We start from the raw sequence: 16,638 nt of genomic DNA on the forward strand, positions 1-16,638 counted from the left end.
GGATTGACCAAATGCGCATACTTCATACGGCGGACCTGCACCTGGGGCGGCAATTTATGGGGTTGAGCCTCGAGGAGGATCACGAGGCCGTCCTCGGTCAGATTCTTGAAACGTTAGTGGTCGAACGGGCCGATGTCCTTGTGATCGCAGGAGACGTTTTTGACCGTGCCTCTCCGCCCAATTCGTCAATCCGGCAGTTCAACCGCTTCCTCAAGCGCGTAGCGGAGGAGAGCGAAGCCGCCGTAGTTATGATCTCGGGCAACCACGATTCCGGCGATCGGATCGAAGCAATGTCTGTCTTTTCCACTGCGTCGCGAGTGTTGGTGCGTGGGATCGCCGACGCGGTAGAAGCTCCGCTTGTGCAGCGTGACGAACATGGCGAGATCGCGTTTTCCGCGCTGCCCTTTTCCTATGAGTACGCCGCGCGCGAGGTGTTCGGGGATGAGAGTATCAGCGCGCCAGCAGATGTCATCGCGGCCCAGATCGCCGCAGCGAGGGGGCAGGTGCCCGAAGGAGCGCGTTGGGTGGTAGTGGCCCATGCCTTCGTTGCGGGCGGCGCGGTCGGCGAGACAGAGCGCGCCCTAACGCGAGTCGGTGGCATCGAAACTGTTCCCTCCGATGTCTTCGACGGGGCGGATTACGTTGCACTGGGGCATTTGCATAAGCCGCAGGACGTGGGCGCGCGTCATATTCGATACTCCGGCGCACCTCTCGCGTTTGGTTTCGACGAGGCGGGAAGCGAGAAATCCATGACTGTTGTCGATCTGAAAGCTGGAGGGGCCGAGATTCGCACGGTACCGTTCCGTCCTAACCGGCAAGTGCGCTCCCTCACTGGGGCATTCTCCGATCTTTTGGCAGGAACGCCGTCTGAAGACTTTATCCAGGCCATACTGACGGATGAGGTCCCTCTGATCGATCCGATGAAGCGGCTGCGTGCGATCTACCCCAATGCCTGCCATCTGGCCTACGCCCGGCAGGCGCGCGCGCCAGAGGCTAAGGCGTTTGACGCAGGCCGGGCTTCGACCACGCCGATCGAGATGGTCCACGACTTCATAAAGGTTGTGCGTGGCCGGGAGCCCAATGCCGAGGAAGTTGCGATCGTAGCGGACAAGCTCCATGCAGCAGCCTCCGGGGAGGAGCAGACATGAGACCCATTCGCCTATCGCTTCAGGCCTTCGGGCCGTTCGCGACCACTGAAGTAGTGGATTTCCGCTCTGCGCTGGAAACGGGGCTGTTCGGGATCTACGGCCAGACAGGGTCTGGGAAGTCGACGTTGTTTTCGGCGATGTCTTTCGCGCTTTTTGGAGCACCAACCAAAACCGATCAGGAACCACGTTCACTACGTTCGGACCACGCAGCACCGGATCTTCCCACCGAAGTCGAATTTGTCTTTGAGCTAGGTGCCAAGACCTACTTGATCCGTCGTCGTCCTGCGCAGGAACGTCCGAAGGCGCGCGGTGAAGGGACGACAGAAGACGCGGCAGAAGCCTCGCTATTCGACGTCACCGGAATTCCGTTGGACACACTTGATCCGAGCCAGTCTGGCCACGTCATTGCTGAAAAGAAGGTTTCGCTAGTCGGGCAGCAGATCGAGTCGCTGTTGGGTTATGGGGCAGATCAGTTTCGACAGATCGTGCTCTTGCCGCAAGGCAAGTTCGAGACGTTCCTTGCCGCGAAGACTGATGCGCGGGTCGAGATTTTGCGGGATCTCTTCGACGTGAAGATCTATCGCGATCTTGCCGCCCGGCTGAAGGACGAAGCCTCAGAGGCAGAACGAGCGTTGCGCGACCAGCGTGCGCTCTATGTAGCCCGGCTTGAGGAACGCGGCTTCGAAAGCGCCGAGGCACTGGAACTGGGTATTTCTGCGGCGGAAGTAAAAGTCGCCGAGAAGCAAGGAACTCAGCAGATCGCTGAGGCGGCGAACGAAGCCGCTCGCAAAGCTCTGACTGAAGGAGAGCAGATCGAAAAGGCCTTTGTTGCCGTCGATACGACACGGAAGGCTCTTGACGATCTAGAAGCGAAAACTGGCGAGGTCGAAGAGCTGGCCAAGCGGATTGAGGCCGTCGGGAATGCCTTGCAGGCCCGTGATCTTGAGACAGCATTGCGCGCTGCGGAGCAGGAAAGCCGGAATGCGGTGGGGGCTGTCACGAAGACCGAGTCGGAACTCAACATCGCTACTGGTGCGAAGGAGGTAGCGGCGCAAAAATTGGTCGAGGCACAGTCGGGCGAGGGGCGACGGCGGCAGGTTCAAGCCGACCTGACAAGGTTGGAGGCGATTGAAAAGCAGGTCGGGCAGGCAGCAGAGCTACAGAACGCGTTTGATGGGGCTGTGAAGGACGAAGTCACGGCAAAGAAGGCGCTAGCAGAGGCCGTAGAAGCAAGCGAAACGCTCCAGTCAAGGCGGGACGCGACGGATCAAGCGCTTGAGCAGTCTCGAAAGACCGAGGCGACACGAGGCGAGCTGACTGGTGAGCTAGCAGAGGTCAACCGTGAACTGGTTAAGGCTGCGGCGCATGCAAAGGCACAGGAAGCCGTCGCGGATGCCGAACGAAAAGTCGGAGCGGCATCGATCGAGCTGGTGACAAGAACCGAAGCGGCGGAAGCCGCCGAGGCGGCACTGATTCAGGCCGAGGCACGGCTTTCGCGCACACAGGCGATCATTCTGGCCGAAAAATTGACCGAAGGGACGCCTTGTCCTGTCTGTGGTTCCCACGAACATCCCACGCCGGCCTATGGTACACTTGAACAATCTGGTTTGACCGAGGCGTTTCGTAGCGCACAGGCTCAGGCAAGAACCGCAGCCGAAGCGAGGGTTCGGGCGGAAAGCGAACTCGGCAACTGCCTAACGCGGCTCGAGGAAATGAAACGGGCGCTGGAGGAACAGGAAAGTCCTGAGCGGAAGTTGGCGGAAATCGAAGCTGAAATCGCTAGGCTGGAAGACACCATCGCTGCGCTTGGAGAGGCCATTGATGTTGACGCAATGGCGGGGCGGCTTGCGGATTTGAAGCGGAAAGTGACCGAGGCTGAGACTGTCGAGGCTAAGGCGCGCACAGCCGCAGGAAAGGCTGAGACGACACTAGCCGAGGCTCGCGCCAAGCGCGATACAGTGGTTGAGGCCTTGCCTGAAGGGCTTCGTACACCTGAGGCGGTTGTCGCACGGCGGAAGGCTTTGCAACGCGAGCAGAGTCAACTCTCTGAGGCGCTGGAACTGGCAACGCAGGGTGATAGACTGGCGAGCGAAGCGCTAACCCGTGCGCAAGAGCAGCTCGAAGCCGCTAAGCGGGCACGTGATGCGCAGGCGCAGCGCGTGGAAAAGGCGCAAACTGATTTTGGCGCTCGGCTCGCCGAGGTCGGACTGGACAAAACAGTATATGAGGCCTGCAAAGCTCATTTCTCGACCCTCGACGCCAACCGCAAGACGGTTTCCGATCATCGTGAGGGCCTGATCGCGGCGCGCACGACTTGGCAGAACGCCAGGGCTGCCTGTGCGGATCGCGAGCGCCCGGACCTCGCCCCGCTTCAGCTGGCAGTCGACAACGCTACCCAGGAATTGAACACCGCCAACGATGCGCTTTCCGCGGCAAGAACGGATGTATCGTCCCTTACCAAGTTTAAGGAATCGCTTGCCGCGGCCTTGGCCGAAACCGATCGGCTTGAAGCCGAAACTGGTCCGCTACGGGGACTGGCTGATCTGGCCAACGGCAAGAACGATTTCAAGATGACACTAGAGACCTTCGCGATCGGCGCCATGTTCGACGAGGTGCTTGAGGCGGCAAACATGCGGCTCGACCCTATGACTCGTGGCCGCTACCGGCTCACGCGCGGACTCGAGGCATCGGGCGGGCGAGGCAAGCGCGGGCTGGAAATCGAGGTTTTCGACATAAACACTGGTAAGGCGCGCCCGACGGCGACCCTTTCCGGGGGCGAGACATTCATTGCGGCACTTGCCCTGGCGCTTGGGCTCGCCGATGTGGTCGAAAGCCTGTCGGGTAAAATCCGGATGGACACAATCTTTATCGATGAAGGCTTCGGCAGCCTCGATACCGAGAACGGGGCGGGCACGTTGGACCAGGTGATTCAGGTTCTTGCGGCGCTGACAGAGGGCAGCCGGGCGGTGGGCCTGATCTCGCATGTCGGTCTGGTGCAGGAGGCTATTCCGCAAGGATTCTACGTACGTTCGACGCCGGGCGGTAGCCGGGTCGAGGAAAGAAAGGGGTTGGTATGACGGGTGCCTACCACGCTTGGAGTCACCATGCATGGGTTTGGGTGCGTCAATTAGTAGGGGATTAGTAGGGAATGTTCGTCAAAGGTTCGCCAACGACGTCCGACACCGTCCAAGAGCATCGCTCAAAATAGTGATTTAATCGTAATGAGTTATGCGGCTTTGGGCGGCTTCATCCGGTCACGTCCAACTCATGGACGGCAAAATTCGTAATGATGGGGTCGTAGGTTCGAGTCCTATCACCGGCACCATTCTTCTTCGGAAACACTCCAAATTTAACAGTGGAATCAACACCTTCGGCAAATTCGCAAGGTGAAGTTTGCGCTTTCGGTTTTCAGACAACCGGGCTAGGCTGCGCTCAGGAATGGCAGATAGAGCCAGTCTCGGGGCGTATTAACCCCTCCGGTAACGGTCGGTGTCGATCGTAATGACACCTCCTCGAACCCTAAGCGTATCTATTTTCAACAGCGCGTTGCTGTGAAAGGGAACGCTTCGGTATCGCGGATAGCCGCGCAGCCCTCCTTCGCAACAGTTGGCAAGCAGGCGGCCGCTGCGATGTAATATTGGGCCACGAGATCAAATGCTCTTTGAACATACGGTTCAAACTCATCTCTTGGCGTTTTATAGCTCATCGCACTATTTTTTTTGATAATTTTTCCAAAAACACCGGCGCGCAATGATACCGCCCAATTTCTTCTATAATTGCAAATACTCACTTTAGCACTTCAGACTGTCGCACCTTTCAGACGAATGGCTGTGCCAATACTGCCGGCGCAGACGCCCACTACGATGGCAATCACCAATTCGAGTGTTTCGACATGGTCTAGTTGCCAGCCAGCGAAGATTAGTGTCTCGATCACGCCGACCACACCGCCCATTAACGCACCCAACCAAAGTTTGCGCGTCATCATGCCCAGCGCCAACCCGAGAATACCGGGCAGGCTAAGGACATTGCCACCGATGGTTCCGAGAATATCCAGCATTGTTGCGCTACCTTCAGTCTGTGGAATTTTGCAGGAATGAACGAATATCGTCGCCAGCGGCTGCGTGTTTCTCAAGCGGTTCCGCTGCTTGGGCACTCAGCTCTTCTGTAACCTTTTGATACTCTTCGAGATAATCCGACGGCAAACTATGAGCGATACCCTGATGGCAATCAATACAGGTCATATTGTTGTCAATGGCGCGTTGATGCTCCGAGGCTGCACGTGCCTCCTGAATGGTGAAGTCCATATAGGCAAAGTTATGACAATTCCGACACTCACGACTGTCGGATTCCTTCATTTTTTTCCAAACAGCCGATGCCATGCTCAACCGATGTGCCTCGTACTTCTCGGACGTGCCAATGGTACCAACCAACTCGTGATAGACATCCTTGACCGCCATGACCTTGGCTTTGATCTTGTGGTTCCATTCGTGAGGGACATGACAGTCCGAGCAGATCGCGCGGACGCCGGAATGGTTGTTGTAATGGATCGTCTGCCGATACTCACCAAGATTGGTTTCCATGGAGTGGCATGAGGTACAAAACTCTTCTGTATTGGTCAGTTCAAGCGTCCAGTGAAATCCACCCCAGAAAAGGATGCCTGCCAAAAACCCGGCGATCAAAGTAAATCCGACGCTGAGTACGGGTATCGGGCTCCAGAACCAGTCCCATATGCGACGGGTACGGCCTCGGTTGTCTTCTGCCATCTTGCGCGCTCCTTATGCGATCCGTTTCGATCAGTTGCCGTAGGACGGCACAAAGACGTTTTCGACCAGCGGTTCAGTGTCGGCCTGTGGCACATGGCATTGATTGCAGAAATACCGTGTGCCCGCGATGTGATCCAGTTCGTTTCCTTCGCGATCAAGGTAATGGGTCATAGATAGGGTAGGTGCATTGCGTTCCCCCGCCTTGGTCCAGTCATGGCAAGACAGGCATTGATTGGTTCTCAGGTCGATCTGATACTGGGTGATCGAATGCGGGATGAGAGGTGGCTGCTGACGGTAGTTCCTGACCATGCGCCCCTCGCGCCCTTCCCACTGAAGGCTCATATTGACAACGCTTGGTGCATCCGGCGGCGTACCGCGCAGGTCCTGAAGCTCCTGAGCCAGAGAAATGCTGCCAACCACAACTAACAGGGCAGCGACTATAGCGACTATCTTTTTCATCTTGCATGTTCCTTATATTTGGCTGGACGGCTGTTTGTTGATTGCCATCGCTGCTTTAGGCACGCTCGACTTTGCAGGCGCATTTTTTGAAATCTGTCTGCTTGGAAAGCGGACAGGTCGCATCAAGTGTCAGTTTGTTTGTAAGTTGCCCTTCATCAAACCAAGGCATGAAAACCAATCCGCGTGGCACCTTGTTTCGACCTTTGGTCATGATCCGGCTAGTCACTTCGCCCCGGCGGGTCTTGATCTTGATTTCCTGACCGTGCCGCAATCCGCGATCCGCGACATCGTCCGGATGCATATAGAGAACCGCCAACGGGAACGACCTGTGCAACTCGGGGACCCGGCGCGTCATCGACCCAGAATGCCAATGTTCCAGAACGCGGCCAGTGCAGAACCACAGATCATATTCCTCATCCGGGACTTCCGGCGGCGCTTCGTAAGGTGCGAATATTATCTTGGCTTTCTTGTCGGGGAACCCATAGAACTGCAGTTCCGAGCCGGCCTCAACATACGGATCATGGCCCTCGCGATAACGCCAGCGTGTCTCTTTGCCATCGACAACCGGCCAGCGAAGACCGCGTTCTTCGTGATATCGTTCAAAAGGCGCAAGATCGTGGCCATGGCCACGACCAAATTCGGCGTATTCTTCAAACAGGCCCTTTTGTACGTAAAAGCCAAAGTGGTTGGCGTCGTCATTAGGATGGCCGTGTTGGATTTCGCTCAGTGGGAACTTATCGACATTGCCGTTGTTGAAAAGGATTTCATACAAAGTTTTCCCGGCCATTTCGGGCGCAGTAGCAACAAAGTCTGCGCCCCACGCTTCCTCAACGGTAAAACGTTTTGAGAATTCCATAAGTTGCCAAAGATCAGATTTGGCATCGCCAGGGGCGTGCACTTGCTGGCGCCACATTTGGGTCCTTCGTTCCGCGTTTCCGTAGCACCCTTCTTTCTCGACCCACATCGCTGTTGGCAGAATAAGATCTGCCGACATTGCCGTGACCGTTGGATACGGATCTGAAACAGTCACGAAATTGTCCGGGTTGCGATAACCTGGCCAGCCTTCCTCATTCATGTTCGGTGCGGCCTGCATATTGTTGTTACACTGCACCCAATAAGCGTTCAGCACCCCATCGTTCAGCATGCGGTTTTGCAAAACAGCATGGAAGCCCACTTTATCCGGAATTGTACCCTCGGGAAGCTTCCAGATTTTTTCTGCTTTGGCGCGATGTTCAGGGTTAGTAACAACGTAATCGGCAGGCAACCGATGGGCGAAAGTGCCGACTTCCCGGGCTGTACCACATGCCGACGGCTGCCCTGTTAACGAAAATGGAGAGTTGCCGGGTTCAGAGATTTTGCCTGTCAACAAGTGTACATTGTACATCAACGAATTCACCCATGAACCACGGGTGTGTTGGTTAAAGCCCATTGTCCAAAGGCTCATAACCTTACGATCGGGATCGGCATACTGCTTGGCAAGGAGTTCAAGTTTTTCAGCGGGCACACCGGACAATTCAGCTGTGTATTCCAAAGTGTAAGGCTTAACCGACTCAGCATATTCATCAAAACTAATCGGGGTGAGTTCGCCGGAATTCGGGTTGGCGGCGGCCAACTGAAGCGGGTTTTCATCTCGCAAGCCGTAGCCGATTTCCGTGGCGGTTTTAGTGATGTTAACGTGTTTGGACAGGAACTCTTCATCCACCGCCCCGGTCTGGATAATGTGATTCGCAATGTAGTTGAGAATTGCCAGATCGGTCTGCGGCGTGAAAACCATCCCGTTGTCGGCAAGTTCGAATGAGCGGTGTTCAAAAGTAGAAAGCACATGAACCTGACAGTCTGCCTTTGTCAGGCGCGTGTCAGTAAGACGCGACCACAGGATAGGGTGCATCTCGGCCATGTTCGAACCCCACAAAACAAATGTGTCCGCGGCCTCCAGATCGTCATAGCATCCCATAGGTTCGTCCACGCCGAAGGTGCGCATAAAGCCTACGACGGCTGACGCCATGCAGTGCCGTGCATTAGGGTCAATGTTGTTGGACCGAAACCCTGCCTTCATTAGTTTTGACGCAGCGTACCCTTCCCACACGGTCCATTGGCCAGAACCGAACATGCCGACCCCTTCGGGACCCTTGCTTTTTAGCGTCTCTTTCCACTTCTCGGCCATAATGTCGAAAGCCTGATCCCATGAGACAGGTTCGAACTCTCCGTCCTTGGCGTACTCACCGTCCCTCATGCGCAACAAAGGTTGGGTCAGCCGATCTTTCCCGTACATGATTTTGGACAAGAAATAGCCTTTGACGCAATTGAGGCCCCGATTGACCTCGGCTTGAGGGTCGCCCTGTGTCGCGACAACGCGGCCATCCTTCGTTCCCACCAGAACGGTGCATCCGGTCCCGCAAAACCGGCAAGGTGCCTTATCCCATTTGATATCCGGGACACCGACCTGTGCATTGGCTTTGCCTGTGGTCAGCGTCAAACCCGCTGTTGAGGCCGTGGCAGCGGCAGCAGTCGCTTTCAGAAAGGTCCGACGGGATTCAGAGATGGTCATATCGGGGTCTCCGGTGTTAAATTTGATGAGAAGCGATATTCTGCGGATGAGTATCCGCTGGATCTTCGAAATGGTGATAGGTTAGGGACAAAGAAATTACGCCCGGCACATGGTGCAGATCCATAATCGTCTCTGATGCAAGGCGGTTTGGCGTGTCCTCGACGACCACGACAAGGCGGCCGTCCTCGGTGGCTGCGTGAACTTCAGCACCCTCCACGCTTTCAATTCTATCCCGGGCAGCCTTCAGTGAATCAGGCGACACATGAACAAGGCAGCCACATATGTTCATTGGCTTACCTCCAAAATTGGATTGTCGTTGCGCTTCAATGTGACTGCACCAGCGGGACACGCACCGACGCATGCGCCACAACCCGTGCATGTTTCGGCGTCCAATTCAGGCACATACAACCCACCAAGCTGGGGGCGAAAACGCAGAGCGTTTTCCGCGCACGCGTCCTGACAAACTCGGCAGCTGACACCATTCAACGCCAAGCAGGACTCAGCAATTTTTGCAAGCCAAGGCCAATCCTTAATCCTTGTTTTTTCCAACGCACCGGTTGGGCAAGCTTCGGCACAAGCGGTGCAAAAAGTGCAGCTCCCCGAATCGAAACTAAGGGCGGGCCATCCCTGACCATCGATGGAAATAATATTTTCCGGGCAGGCCGGAACGCAGTCATTGCATTCCTGGCACAGGTTATAAAACTCGTCACCAATTGCGCCTGGCGGCCGGATGGCTTGGCGATCTGGTCGCAGCGCTTTGCCGGTCATAAATGCGCGCCGGCTTGCTTGCTTGTTCATTAGCTTGCCACCTCCGGTTCAAAAGGCCACACGCTAAATGCGCCCGTACCAGAGCTAGCCTAGCACGTAGTTTGAAAATTTGACCCACTTGATTTCGGATGTGATAATTGTTTAATCTAATATCTGAATTTATTAAATCTTTTCCCAGATCGGACTGCTTTTAAGTAGAAAGAAACTCGACTCAAATCGGGTCAGATCGATAGTTCAAGCCCGTTTTTCTCCGATTGAAGCCACTCCCAGAACTGAAAGAACCTTTTCTTCAATATGTTCTGCGTTCATCCCTGCCGCCGCATACATATCTGCCGGATTGGCTTGATCTATGAAAGTGTCTGGAAAGACCATGGACCGGTACTTTAATCCCTGATCAAATACACCTTCATCGGCAAGCAATTGTGCCACATGGCTGCCAAACCCGCCAATGGCACCTTCTTCTACCGTTATCAAAGCCTCGTGTTCGTTTGCTAGTTCAAGAATCAGGTCGCGATCCAAAGGTTTGGCAAAGCGCGCATCCGCTACGGTGGGTGTGACCCCACGCGCAGTCAGCGCCTCGGCAGCCTTTTGAACCTCGGTCAACCTTGCACCAAAAGACAACAAGGCGACCCGCGCCCCTTTCTGGATCAGACGGCCCTTGCCGATTTCGATGACCTCGCCCCGTTCGGGAAGCTCCACCCCAACACCTTCGCCACGCGGATACCTGAACGCGATGGGCCCCTCGTCATGCGCCGCGGCGGTCGCGACCATGTGTACAAGCTCAGCCTCATCGGCTGCGGCCATGACAACCATGCCGGGCAGGTTGGACAGGTAGGCGATATCAAATGATCCTGCGTGAGTCGCTCCGTCCGCGCCGACCAAACCTGCGCGGTCAATTGCAAATCGAACGGGCAACCTTTGGATAGCAACATCATGCACAACCTGATCATAGCCTCGCTGCAAAAAGGTTGAATACATTGCACAGAACGGCTTCATTCCACCAGCCGCCAAAGCGGCTGAAAATGTGACCCCGTGCTGCTCAGCTATCGCCACGTCGAAACAACGGGAAGGATAGCGCTCGGCAAATAGGTTCAAACCTGTTCCGTCCGGCATCGCTGCTGTTACGGCAACAATTCTGTCGTCCCTTGCGGCTTCATCCACCAGGGATTTTCCAAACACCGACGTATAGGACGGCGCGTTCGAGGGCGTCTTTTTCTGTTCGCCCGTAACAACATCAAACTTGGCAGTAGCATGCCCTTTGTCGCGGGCCCGTTCGGCAGGGGCGTAGCCCTTGCCCTTTTTAGTAAGAATGTGAATCAGCGTAGGCCCGGTCGCACGCGCTTTGACTGCGCGAAGAACAGGAAGCAACTGGTCCATGTCGTGCCCATCGATAGGACCGATATAGGAAAAGCCCAGCTCTTCAAACAGCGTTCCCCCAACAGCCATACCTTTAAGCATTTCTTTCGCGCGTTTCGCCCCCTCGCGAAAAGGTTCCGGCAACAAGGACACTGCGCCTTTGGCCGCCGCCTTGAGATCATGGAACGGTTCTTCGGCATAGATGCGCGACAGGTATGTCGAAAGGGCACCGACTGGCGGAGCGATGCTCATCTCATTGTCGTTCAGGATAACGATCAGACGCTTTTTCAGATGCCCCGCGTTGTTCATCGCCTCAAACGCCATGCCTGCTGACATTGAGCCGTCACCGATGACAGCAATTGCATCACCCAGACCTTCAGGAGTCACGCCACCCAGATCACGCGCAACTGCAAAGCCCAGTGCAGCGCTGATCGAGGTCGAACTATGGGCCGCTCCAAACGGGTCGTATGGGCTTTCACTCCGTTTAGTGAAGCCGCTAAGGCCGTCTTTTTGACGAAGCGTTCGAATGCGATCACGCCGCTCAGTGAGTATTTTGTGAGGGTAACATTGATGCCCCACATCCCAGACGATTTTATCGCGCGGTGTTTCAAAAACGGAATGCAGGGCTGTTGTAAGTTCAACGACCCCCAGGCCAGCGCCCAAGTGCCCACCCGTTGTGGAAACCGCGGAAATCGTCTCGGCCCGCAGTTCATCCGCCACTTGCTTTAACTGAATATCTGACATCTGCCTGAGATCCGCAGGGCGGTTCACAAGGTCCAGCAGCGGTGTGTGCGGGCGTTCAGACGTCATCGTTGTAGCGTTCCTTGCGGCTTAGCTGTCCCGGGCAATAACGAAGCGGGCGGCTGCGTTCAAGGTTTCAGCGCCAGAACCGTACCCTTCTAGCGCCGCGCAAGCCTGATCAACCAGATCTGCAGCGCGGGATTTGGCACCATCTAGTCCAAGAAGCGAGACGAACGTAGCCTTGCCAGCTTCGACATCCTTTTGCAGACGCTTTCCGGCCTTTTCGGCGTCACCCTCCACATCCAAGATGTCGTCGGCAATTTGAAAGGCAAGGCCAAGGGCGTGGGCATATCGGCGCAGGGGTTCTGGATCAGTCTGAGCCAGCCTGGCACCTGCACATGCCGACCATTCGATCAACGCGCCAGTCTTACCAGTCTGCAATCTTGTGATATCATCCAAGGTCAGCGGATCCTGTGCTGTTTCCGCTGCAATATCCAATGCTTGGCCTAATACCATCCCTTCGGCACCGCTCGCCTTTGCCAGCGTCAGAGCCAGTTCCGCCCGAATTTCAGGATTTCCAACTTCTGGACGCGTGCATAATTCGAACGCCAGCGTCTGCAGGGCATCGCCTGCCAGAACAGCCGCGCCCTCATTCCACTTAACGTGCAATGTCGGTCGCCCACGTCGCAAATCGTCGTCGTCCATACACGGTAAATCGTCATGAACTAGCGAGTAGGCGTGAAGTGCTTCGATCCCGGTTGCGGGCCAAATTGCCTGCACAGGGTCAACAGCGTGCAGTCTGGCGCTCTCCATAACCAAAAAACCCCGCAGTCGCTTACCACCCTTTGTGGCGTAAGCCATCGCCCGGGTCACATCTAAGTCGTCCAGAGCACCTAACACAAGATCGAAATGCTCTTGAATGCGCGCTGCATCCTGCGCCAGTCTTTCGCGAAACATTCACTGACTTTCGACAGGTGTTGTTCCGGTTGGTTGGCCGTCAGCATCCAGAGTAATCGCAGCTACTTTTTCCTCGGCCCGCTTCAACTCGTCTTCGCAGCGCTTCTTCAGTTGCGCCCCGCGTTCGTAGAGAGCAATGGACTGATCCAAAGCCACGTCACCGCGTTCCAACTGACCCACCACAGTTTCAAGCTCTTTCATCGCCTGTTCGAAAGTCATCTGATCAACTGGGGTATCGGTCATCGTGCTGCCTTCATTAATTCTTCCACGTGGGCGCGTGTTGCCTCGGACAGTGCGTTCAGATCATACCCGCCTTCCAGAGTCGAGACGATACGACCATCACACATTTCATTTGCGATTTTGCACAATTCACCTGTGATCCACGCGAAATCGCTGGTCGTCCAATTCAAACTTGCTAAAGGATCATCCTGATGAGCGTCGAAACCAGCAGAAATGATGATCAACTCCGGTCTAAAGGCGCGTAGGCGAGGGAATGCCTGGGCCTCGTAAGCTGATCGCATCTCTGTTCCACCCGAACCAGGCGGCAGTGGAATATTCAGCACTGTTTCATAAGCGCCAGTTTCGTCTGGACGCCCAGAGCCGGGCCACAATGGCATCTGCTGACTAGTTATTACCAGTGCGCGCCTTTCATCCCACAGGAGTTCTTGCGTTCCATTTCCGTGATGCACGTCAAAATCAAATACTGCCACTCTGGACAACCCATGGTGATCCAGCGCGTGTTTGGCGGCAAGTGCGGCGTTTCCAAACAGACAAAATCCCATGGCGGTCTCTGTTTCGGCATGGTGCCCGGGTGGTCGAACAGCGCAAAACGCATTCGAGACCTCACCGCGCACAACCATATCAACCGCTCGTACCGCCGCGCCAGCCGCGCGGTAGGCAGCATCGACCGATCCCGGAGACATGAACGTATCACCATCGATTTGCTTGAACCCTTCGATTGGCCGACTGTCGCGGATATCGGCGATGTAGTTGGCAGGATGCACCCTTAGAAGGTCGTCGTCGGCAGCCAATGGCGCGGTTACCCGCTTCAGATCTAGCGGTTCCAATGCGAGCAAGATATGTTCCAACCTCGCCACTCGTTCCGGATGCCCATTTGGAGTCACGTGATCAAGACAATCGGCGTGGGTCAGAAGAGCCGTCGCCATCAAATATCCCCCTCTATAAGGCGGAATACGCCATTCGGTAACATCAGTCCGGAGCCAACATGTAACCCGCACCTCTGACGGTTTGCAGATAGCGGGGTTGTTTTGGATCCTGTTCGATCTTACGACGCAAGCGTGTAATCTGTACGTCGACCGCACGCTCCTGCGCCTGCCCTTTGTCACGACCAAGATCTTCGACCAACTTGGCTCGACTAATCGGCTCACCCGGCTGTGCTGAGAAAATTTTCATCAACTGGCTCTCTGTCGCGGTCAGTCGCACCGGGTCTTCGCCCTTCCACATTTCGCCACGCTCAATGTCGTACCGGATCGGCCCCAGATGCAGAATTTTGGCTATGGCATCCTGGGCGGTCGTTTCCGGCATACGCCGCAGAATCGCGTTGATCCGCAAAAGCAGCTCCTTGGGCTCGAACGGCTTTGCCAGATAGTCATCAGCGCCAGCCTCCAACCCGGCAATTCGGTGTTCGGTTTCGCCCTTGGCCGTCAACAGCAAAATCGGTGTCGTGTGAGTCTCGCGTAGAACGCGGGTCAGGCTGACACCGTCTTCTCCGGGCATCATCACGTCCAGAACGATCAAATCGAAATCAAGCCCAGAAAGAACCCTGCGCGCATGAGCTGCGTCACGGGCCGAAGTCACCAGAAACCCGCTGCGCATCAGGAATTTCTTGAGCAAGTCCCGAATACGCTCGTCATCATCGACAATCAGAAGATGGGCGTCCATATCGCTCATGAAGTTGTATCCCGCAGTTTTGTGTACGAGTGACGCATATCAGCATCCATCATTGCCTCAAGCACCTTGCGAAATCCAGCCACGGCTTCGGGGCCAGCATCTTTGTAAGCCGCCCGCATGCGCGCCCGCTGCGCATCTGACAATCTGGTTTCAAGCGCTTCACCATTTTCCGTTAAAAAAAGATGCCTCTCTCGTTTGTCAATCGTCCCCACGCGGCTTTCGACCAAACCGTCCTCGATCAAAGTGCGCAACACACGATTCAGAGACTGCTTCGTGACACCTAAAATCGCGAGCAGATTGTTAACGGTCGTTCCAGGTGCGCGGTTGATAAAATGGATCGCCCTGTGATGAGCGCGGCCATATGCCATTTGTGCCAGAATGCGATCAGGATCCGCTGTGAAACCGCGATATGCAAAGAACATTGCCTCAATCCCTTGCCGCAGTTGCTCGTCCGTCAAAAACAGCAAGCTTTCGCCCCCAAAGACCGGAGCAGGCCGGATCTCAGACATATCACGCCTCATTCGTTACACGGTTTGACTTTATGTCAGCGTTATTGACATTCCAAGGGTGGGCAGGTATCGAATCGCAATTTTTGAGCAACTTTATGTCCGATCCGGACTTAAATAGCGCAACAATCGCAAAATTGGCGATATTCAGGAGGTTGGCATGGCGGGATATGATGACCGTGACGGTTTCATTTGGATGGATGGAAAAATGGTGCCTTGGCGGGATGCCAATGTCCACATCCTTACGCATGCGATGCACTATGCCTCATCTGTTTTTGAGGGCGAACGCGCTTATAACGGCAAAATTTTCAAAAGCCGGGAACATTCCGAGCGGCTCGTTGCTTCTGCCGAAGCGCTCGATATGCCCATGCCATATTCAGTCGATCAGATTGAGGCTGCGAAGGAAGAAGCCTTGAAGACCAGCGGCCTGCAGGACGCATACGTTCGAGCACTGGTTTGGCGCGGTTCCGGCGAAGACATGGGTGTGGCATCGGCTAAAAACCCGGTGCGAATGGCGATCGCAGTCTGGCCTTGGGGAGCCTATTATGGCGACGCCAAAATGAAGGGTGCCAAGTTAGACATCGCCGAATGGAAACGCCCCAGTCCTGAGACAATACCGGTTCACGCCAAGGCTGCAGGCCTTTACATGATTTGTACAATCTCCAAGCATAAGGCCGAAGCAAAGGGATGCTCGGACGCGTTATTCATGGATTGGCGCGGTTATGTAGCCGAGGCGACAGGGGCAAATGTTTTCTTCGTCAAAGATGGCGAGGTTCACACGCCATTAGCCGATTGTTTTCTTAACGGGATCACCCGTAAAACGGTGATCCAAATGTTGAAAGACAAGGGCATAACTGTACATGAGCGCCGCATCGAACCCGAAGAGATGGCTGACTTTGAGCAATGTTGGTTAACCGGAACTGCGGCTGAAGTCACACCAGTGGGTCAAATCGGTGATTACACTTTCGAAGTTGGAGATCTAACCCGCGAGATCGCCGAGGATTACGAAAAGCTGGTCCGCTCCTGATCCCGACGAACATAGCATCTCACTAAGGCAGAGTTAGCGCTTTGTAAGCGAACCAAAATTCATGGTATTATGCAGGCAGGCGGGAAAAGGTTGGAAAATGATCGATCCGTTTGGCGAAATCCTAGCAAGGCATGACGCTGCTTCTGCCTGCGGATGCACAGGATGCGACGACGACTATTGCGCTTATGTCGAGCATCCAAATTGCATGATCCAAGCAGAAAACCGATGGGGCACAAACCAGACCCTCGGTGTTGCTCGACAACGCAAATCAATTCGCTATTTGTTTGAATCGCAGATGTCAGTGCAAACACCTGACGACCTTTAAAGCAGCGTCGAAGTAGATGCCTAAGCGCTTGGGATTTTAGAAATCAACACCACGTTGCGCTTTGATACCGGCTTGGAACGGGTGCTTTTCTTCGGTCATTTCAGTCACCAAATCGGCGTATTCGCGCAG

At 55.2% G+C, this 16,638-nt stretch carries 18 protein-coding genes; 4 read left to right on the forward strand and 14 right to left on the reverse strand.

What is annotated here, in order from left to right; all coding sequences use genetic code 11:
• The first annotated feature begins 11 nt into the window (after positions 1–11).
• A complete protein-coding gene (locus AC2FNV_RS15955) occupies positions 12–1,148 on the forward strand; it encodes an exonuclease SbcCD subunit D (RefSeq protein ID WP_496773854.1) in 1,137 nt (378 codons plus the stop codon).
• Complete coding sequence (locus tag AC2FNV_RS15960; protein ID WP_496773856.1) at positions 1,145–4,225, forward strand: AAA family ATPase; 3,081 nt, start codon at positions 1,145–1,147, stop codon at positions 4,223–4,225. The genes AC2FNV_RS15955 and AC2FNV_RS15960 overlap by 4 nt, the downstream gene beginning before the upstream one ends.
• A gap of 458 nt (positions 4,226–4,683) precedes the next feature.
• On the opposite strand, the gene AC2FNV_RS15965 is transcribed toward AC2FNV_RS15960, so the two are convergent.
• The 13 genes from AC2FNV_RS15965 to AC2FNV_RS16025 all read right to left on the reverse strand — a co-directional run bounded on the left by AC2FNV_RS15965 (position 4,684) and on the right by AC2FNV_RS16025 (position 15,160).
• Entirely contained in the window at positions 4,684–4,899 is a 216-nt protein-coding gene (locus AC2FNV_RS15965) for a hypothetical protein (protein ID WP_170610992.1), read from the reverse strand.
• Between the two features lie 48 nt (positions 4,900–4,947).
• The gene (locus tag AC2FNV_RS15970; RefSeq protein WP_170607394.1) at positions 4,948–5,205 is read right to left on the reverse strand and encodes a hypothetical protein; all 258 of its coding nucleotides are present in this window, start codon (positions 5,203–5,205) and stop codon (positions 4,948–4,950) included.
• A 13-nt stretch (positions 5,206–5,218) separates the two neighbouring features.
• Positions 5,219–5,911, reverse strand: coding sequence for a NapC/NirT family cytochrome c (locus AC2FNV_RS15975; RefSeq protein WP_170607392.1), 693 nt, complete (start codon positions 5,909–5,911; stop codon positions 5,219–5,221).
• A gap of 30 nt (positions 5,912–5,941) precedes the next feature.
• Positions 5,942–6,370: a nitrate reductase cytochrome c-type subunit gene (locus AC2FNV_RS15980; protein WP_170474210.1), complete on the reverse strand. Its 429-nt coding sequence runs from the start codon at positions 6,368–6,370 to the stop codon at positions 5,942–5,944.
• Between the two features lie 55 nt (positions 6,371–6,425).
• Entirely contained in the window at positions 6,426–8,918 is a 2,493-nt protein-coding gene (gene napA, locus AC2FNV_RS15985; RefSeq protein WP_170607390.1) for a nitrate reductase catalytic subunit NapA, read from the reverse strand.
• A gap of 16 nt (positions 8,919–8,934) precedes the next feature.
• Positions 8,935–9,207 (reverse strand): chaperone NapD, encoded by a 273-nt coding sequence (locus AC2FNV_RS15990; RefSeq protein WP_170474204.1) that lies wholly within the window; start codon positions 9,205–9,207, stop codon positions 8,935–8,937.
• The gene (napF, locus tag AC2FNV_RS15995) at positions 9,204–9,716 is read right to left on the reverse strand and encodes a ferredoxin-type protein NapF (protein WP_170474201.1); all 513 of its coding nucleotides are present in this window, start codon (positions 9,714–9,716) and stop codon (positions 9,204–9,206) included. Before napF ends, AC2FNV_RS15990 begins: the two co-directional genes overlap by 4 nt.
• A gap of 204 nt (positions 9,717–9,920) precedes the next feature.
• Positions 9,921–11,852, reverse strand: a complete 1,932-nt coding sequence (gene dxs / locus AC2FNV_RS16000) for a 1-deoxy-D-xylulose-5-phosphate synthase (protein WP_170607388.1) — start codon at positions 11,850–11,852, stop codon at positions 9,921–9,923.
• 21 nt (positions 11,853–11,873) lie between these two features.
• Positions 11,874–12,740: a polyprenyl synthetase family protein gene (locus tag AC2FNV_RS16005; RefSeq protein WP_170474196.1), complete on the reverse strand. Its 867-nt coding sequence runs from the start codon at positions 12,738–12,740 to the stop codon at positions 11,874–11,876.
• A complete protein-coding gene (locus AC2FNV_RS16010; RefSeq protein ID WP_170474193.1) occupies positions 12,741–12,983 on the reverse strand; it encodes an exodeoxyribonuclease VII small subunit in 243 nt (80 codons plus the stop codon).
• Positions 12,980–13,906 carry a histone deacetylase family protein gene (locus AC2FNV_RS16015; RefSeq protein ID WP_170607386.1) on the reverse strand — a complete coding sequence of 309 codons (927 nt, stop codon included), beginning with the start codon at positions 13,904–13,906 and terminating at the stop codon, positions 12,980–12,982. Before AC2FNV_RS16015 ends, AC2FNV_RS16010 begins: the two co-directional genes overlap by 4 nt.
• Positions 13,907–13,949: 43 nt before the next feature.
• Positions 13,950–14,651 (reverse strand): response regulator, encoded by a 702-nt coding sequence (locus tag AC2FNV_RS16020; protein ID WP_170607384.1) that lies wholly within the window; start codon positions 14,649–14,651, stop codon positions 13,950–13,952.
• Positions 14,648–15,160: a MarR family winged helix-turn-helix transcriptional regulator gene (locus tag AC2FNV_RS16025; RefSeq protein WP_170607382.1), complete on the reverse strand. Its 513-nt coding sequence runs from the start codon at positions 15,158–15,160 to the stop codon at positions 14,648–14,650. Before AC2FNV_RS16025 ends, AC2FNV_RS16020 begins: the two co-directional genes overlap by 4 nt.
• Positions 15,161–15,317: 157 nt before the next feature.
• Here AC2FNV_RS16025 and AC2FNV_RS16030 point away from each other — a divergent pair, with 157 nt between their 5' ends.
• Complete coding sequence (locus tag AC2FNV_RS16030; RefSeq protein ID WP_170607380.1) at positions 15,318–16,184, forward strand: branched-chain amino acid aminotransferase; 867 nt, start codon at positions 15,318–15,320, stop codon at positions 16,182–16,184.
• Between the two features lie 97 nt (positions 16,185–16,281).
• A complete protein-coding gene (locus AC2FNV_RS16035; RefSeq protein ID WP_170474178.1) occupies positions 16,282–16,509 on the forward strand; it encodes a hypothetical protein in 228 nt (75 codons plus the stop codon).
• A 36-nt stretch (positions 16,510–16,545) separates the two neighbouring features.
• On the opposite strand, the gene AC2FNV_RS16040 is transcribed toward AC2FNV_RS16035, so the two are convergent.
• On the reverse strand, positions 16,546–16,638 hold a 93-nt coding region (locus tag AC2FNV_RS16040; protein ID WP_496773862.1), incomplete at its 5' end, for a cob(I)yrinic acid a,c-diamide adenosyltransferase.

Source organism: Ruegeria sp. BHSA163 (genome assembly GCF_059613365.1).

Coding starts and splice junctions, on each gene's coding strand:
- AC2FNV_RS15955 (WP_496773854.1), top strand. CDS start 12: ATGCGCATACTTCATACGGCGGACCTGCACCTGGGGCGGCAATTTATG.
- AC2FNV_RS16035 (WP_170474178.1), top strand. CDS start 16,282: ATGATCGATCCGTTTGGCGAAATCCTAGCAAGGCATGACGCTGCTTCT.
- AC2FNV_RS16015 (WP_170607386.1), bottom strand. CDS start 13,906: ATGGCGACGGCTCTTCTGACCCACGCCGATTGTCTTGATCACGTGACT.
- AC2FNV_RS16025 (WP_170607382.1), bottom strand. CDS start 15,160: ATGTCTGAGATCCGGCCTGCTCCGGTCTTTGGGGGCGAAAGCTTGCTG.
- AC2FNV_RS15990 (WP_170474204.1), bottom strand. CDS start 9,207: ATGAACATATGTGGCTGCCTTGTTCATGTGTCGCCTGATTCACTGAAG.
- AC2FNV_RS15970 (WP_170607394.1), bottom strand. CDS start 5,205: ATGCTGGATATTCTCGGAACCATCGGTGGCAATGTCCTTAGCCTGCCC.
- AC2FNV_RS16005 (WP_170474196.1), bottom strand. CDS start 12,740: ATGTTTCGCGAAAGACTGGCGCAGGATGCAGCGCGCATTCAAGAGCAT.
- AC2FNV_RS15960 (WP_496773856.1), top strand. CDS start 1,145: ATGAGACCCATTCGCCTATCGCTTCAGGCCTTCGGGCCGTTCGCGACC.
- AC2FNV_RS15980 (WP_170474210.1), bottom strand. CDS start 6,370: ATGAAAAAGATAGTCGCTATAGTCGCTGCCCTGTTAGTTGTGGTTGGC.
- AC2FNV_RS15975 (WP_170607392.1), bottom strand. CDS start 5,911: ATGGCAGAAGACAACCGAGGCCGTACCCGTCGCATATGGGACTGGTTC.
- AC2FNV_RS16020 (WP_170607384.1), bottom strand. CDS start 14,651: ATGAGCGATATGGACGCCCATCTTCTGATTGTCGATGATGACGAGCGT.
- AC2FNV_RS16010 (WP_170474193.1), bottom strand. CDS start 12,983: ATGACCGATACCCCAGTTGATCAGATGACTTTCGAACAGGCGATGAAA.
- AC2FNV_RS16030 (WP_170607380.1), top strand. CDS start 15,318: ATGGCGGGATATGATGACCGTGACGGTTTCATTTGGATGGATGGAAAA.
- napA (WP_170607390.1), bottom strand. CDS start 8,918: ATGACCATCTCTGAATCCCGTCGGACCTTTCTGAAAGCGACTGCTGCC.
- dxs (WP_170607388.1), bottom strand. CDS start 11,852: ATGACGTCTGAACGCCCGCACACACCGCTGCTGGACCTTGTGAACCGC.
- napF (WP_170474201.1), bottom strand. CDS start 9,716: ATGAACAAGCAAGCAAGCCGGCGCGCATTTATGACCGGCAAAGCGCTG.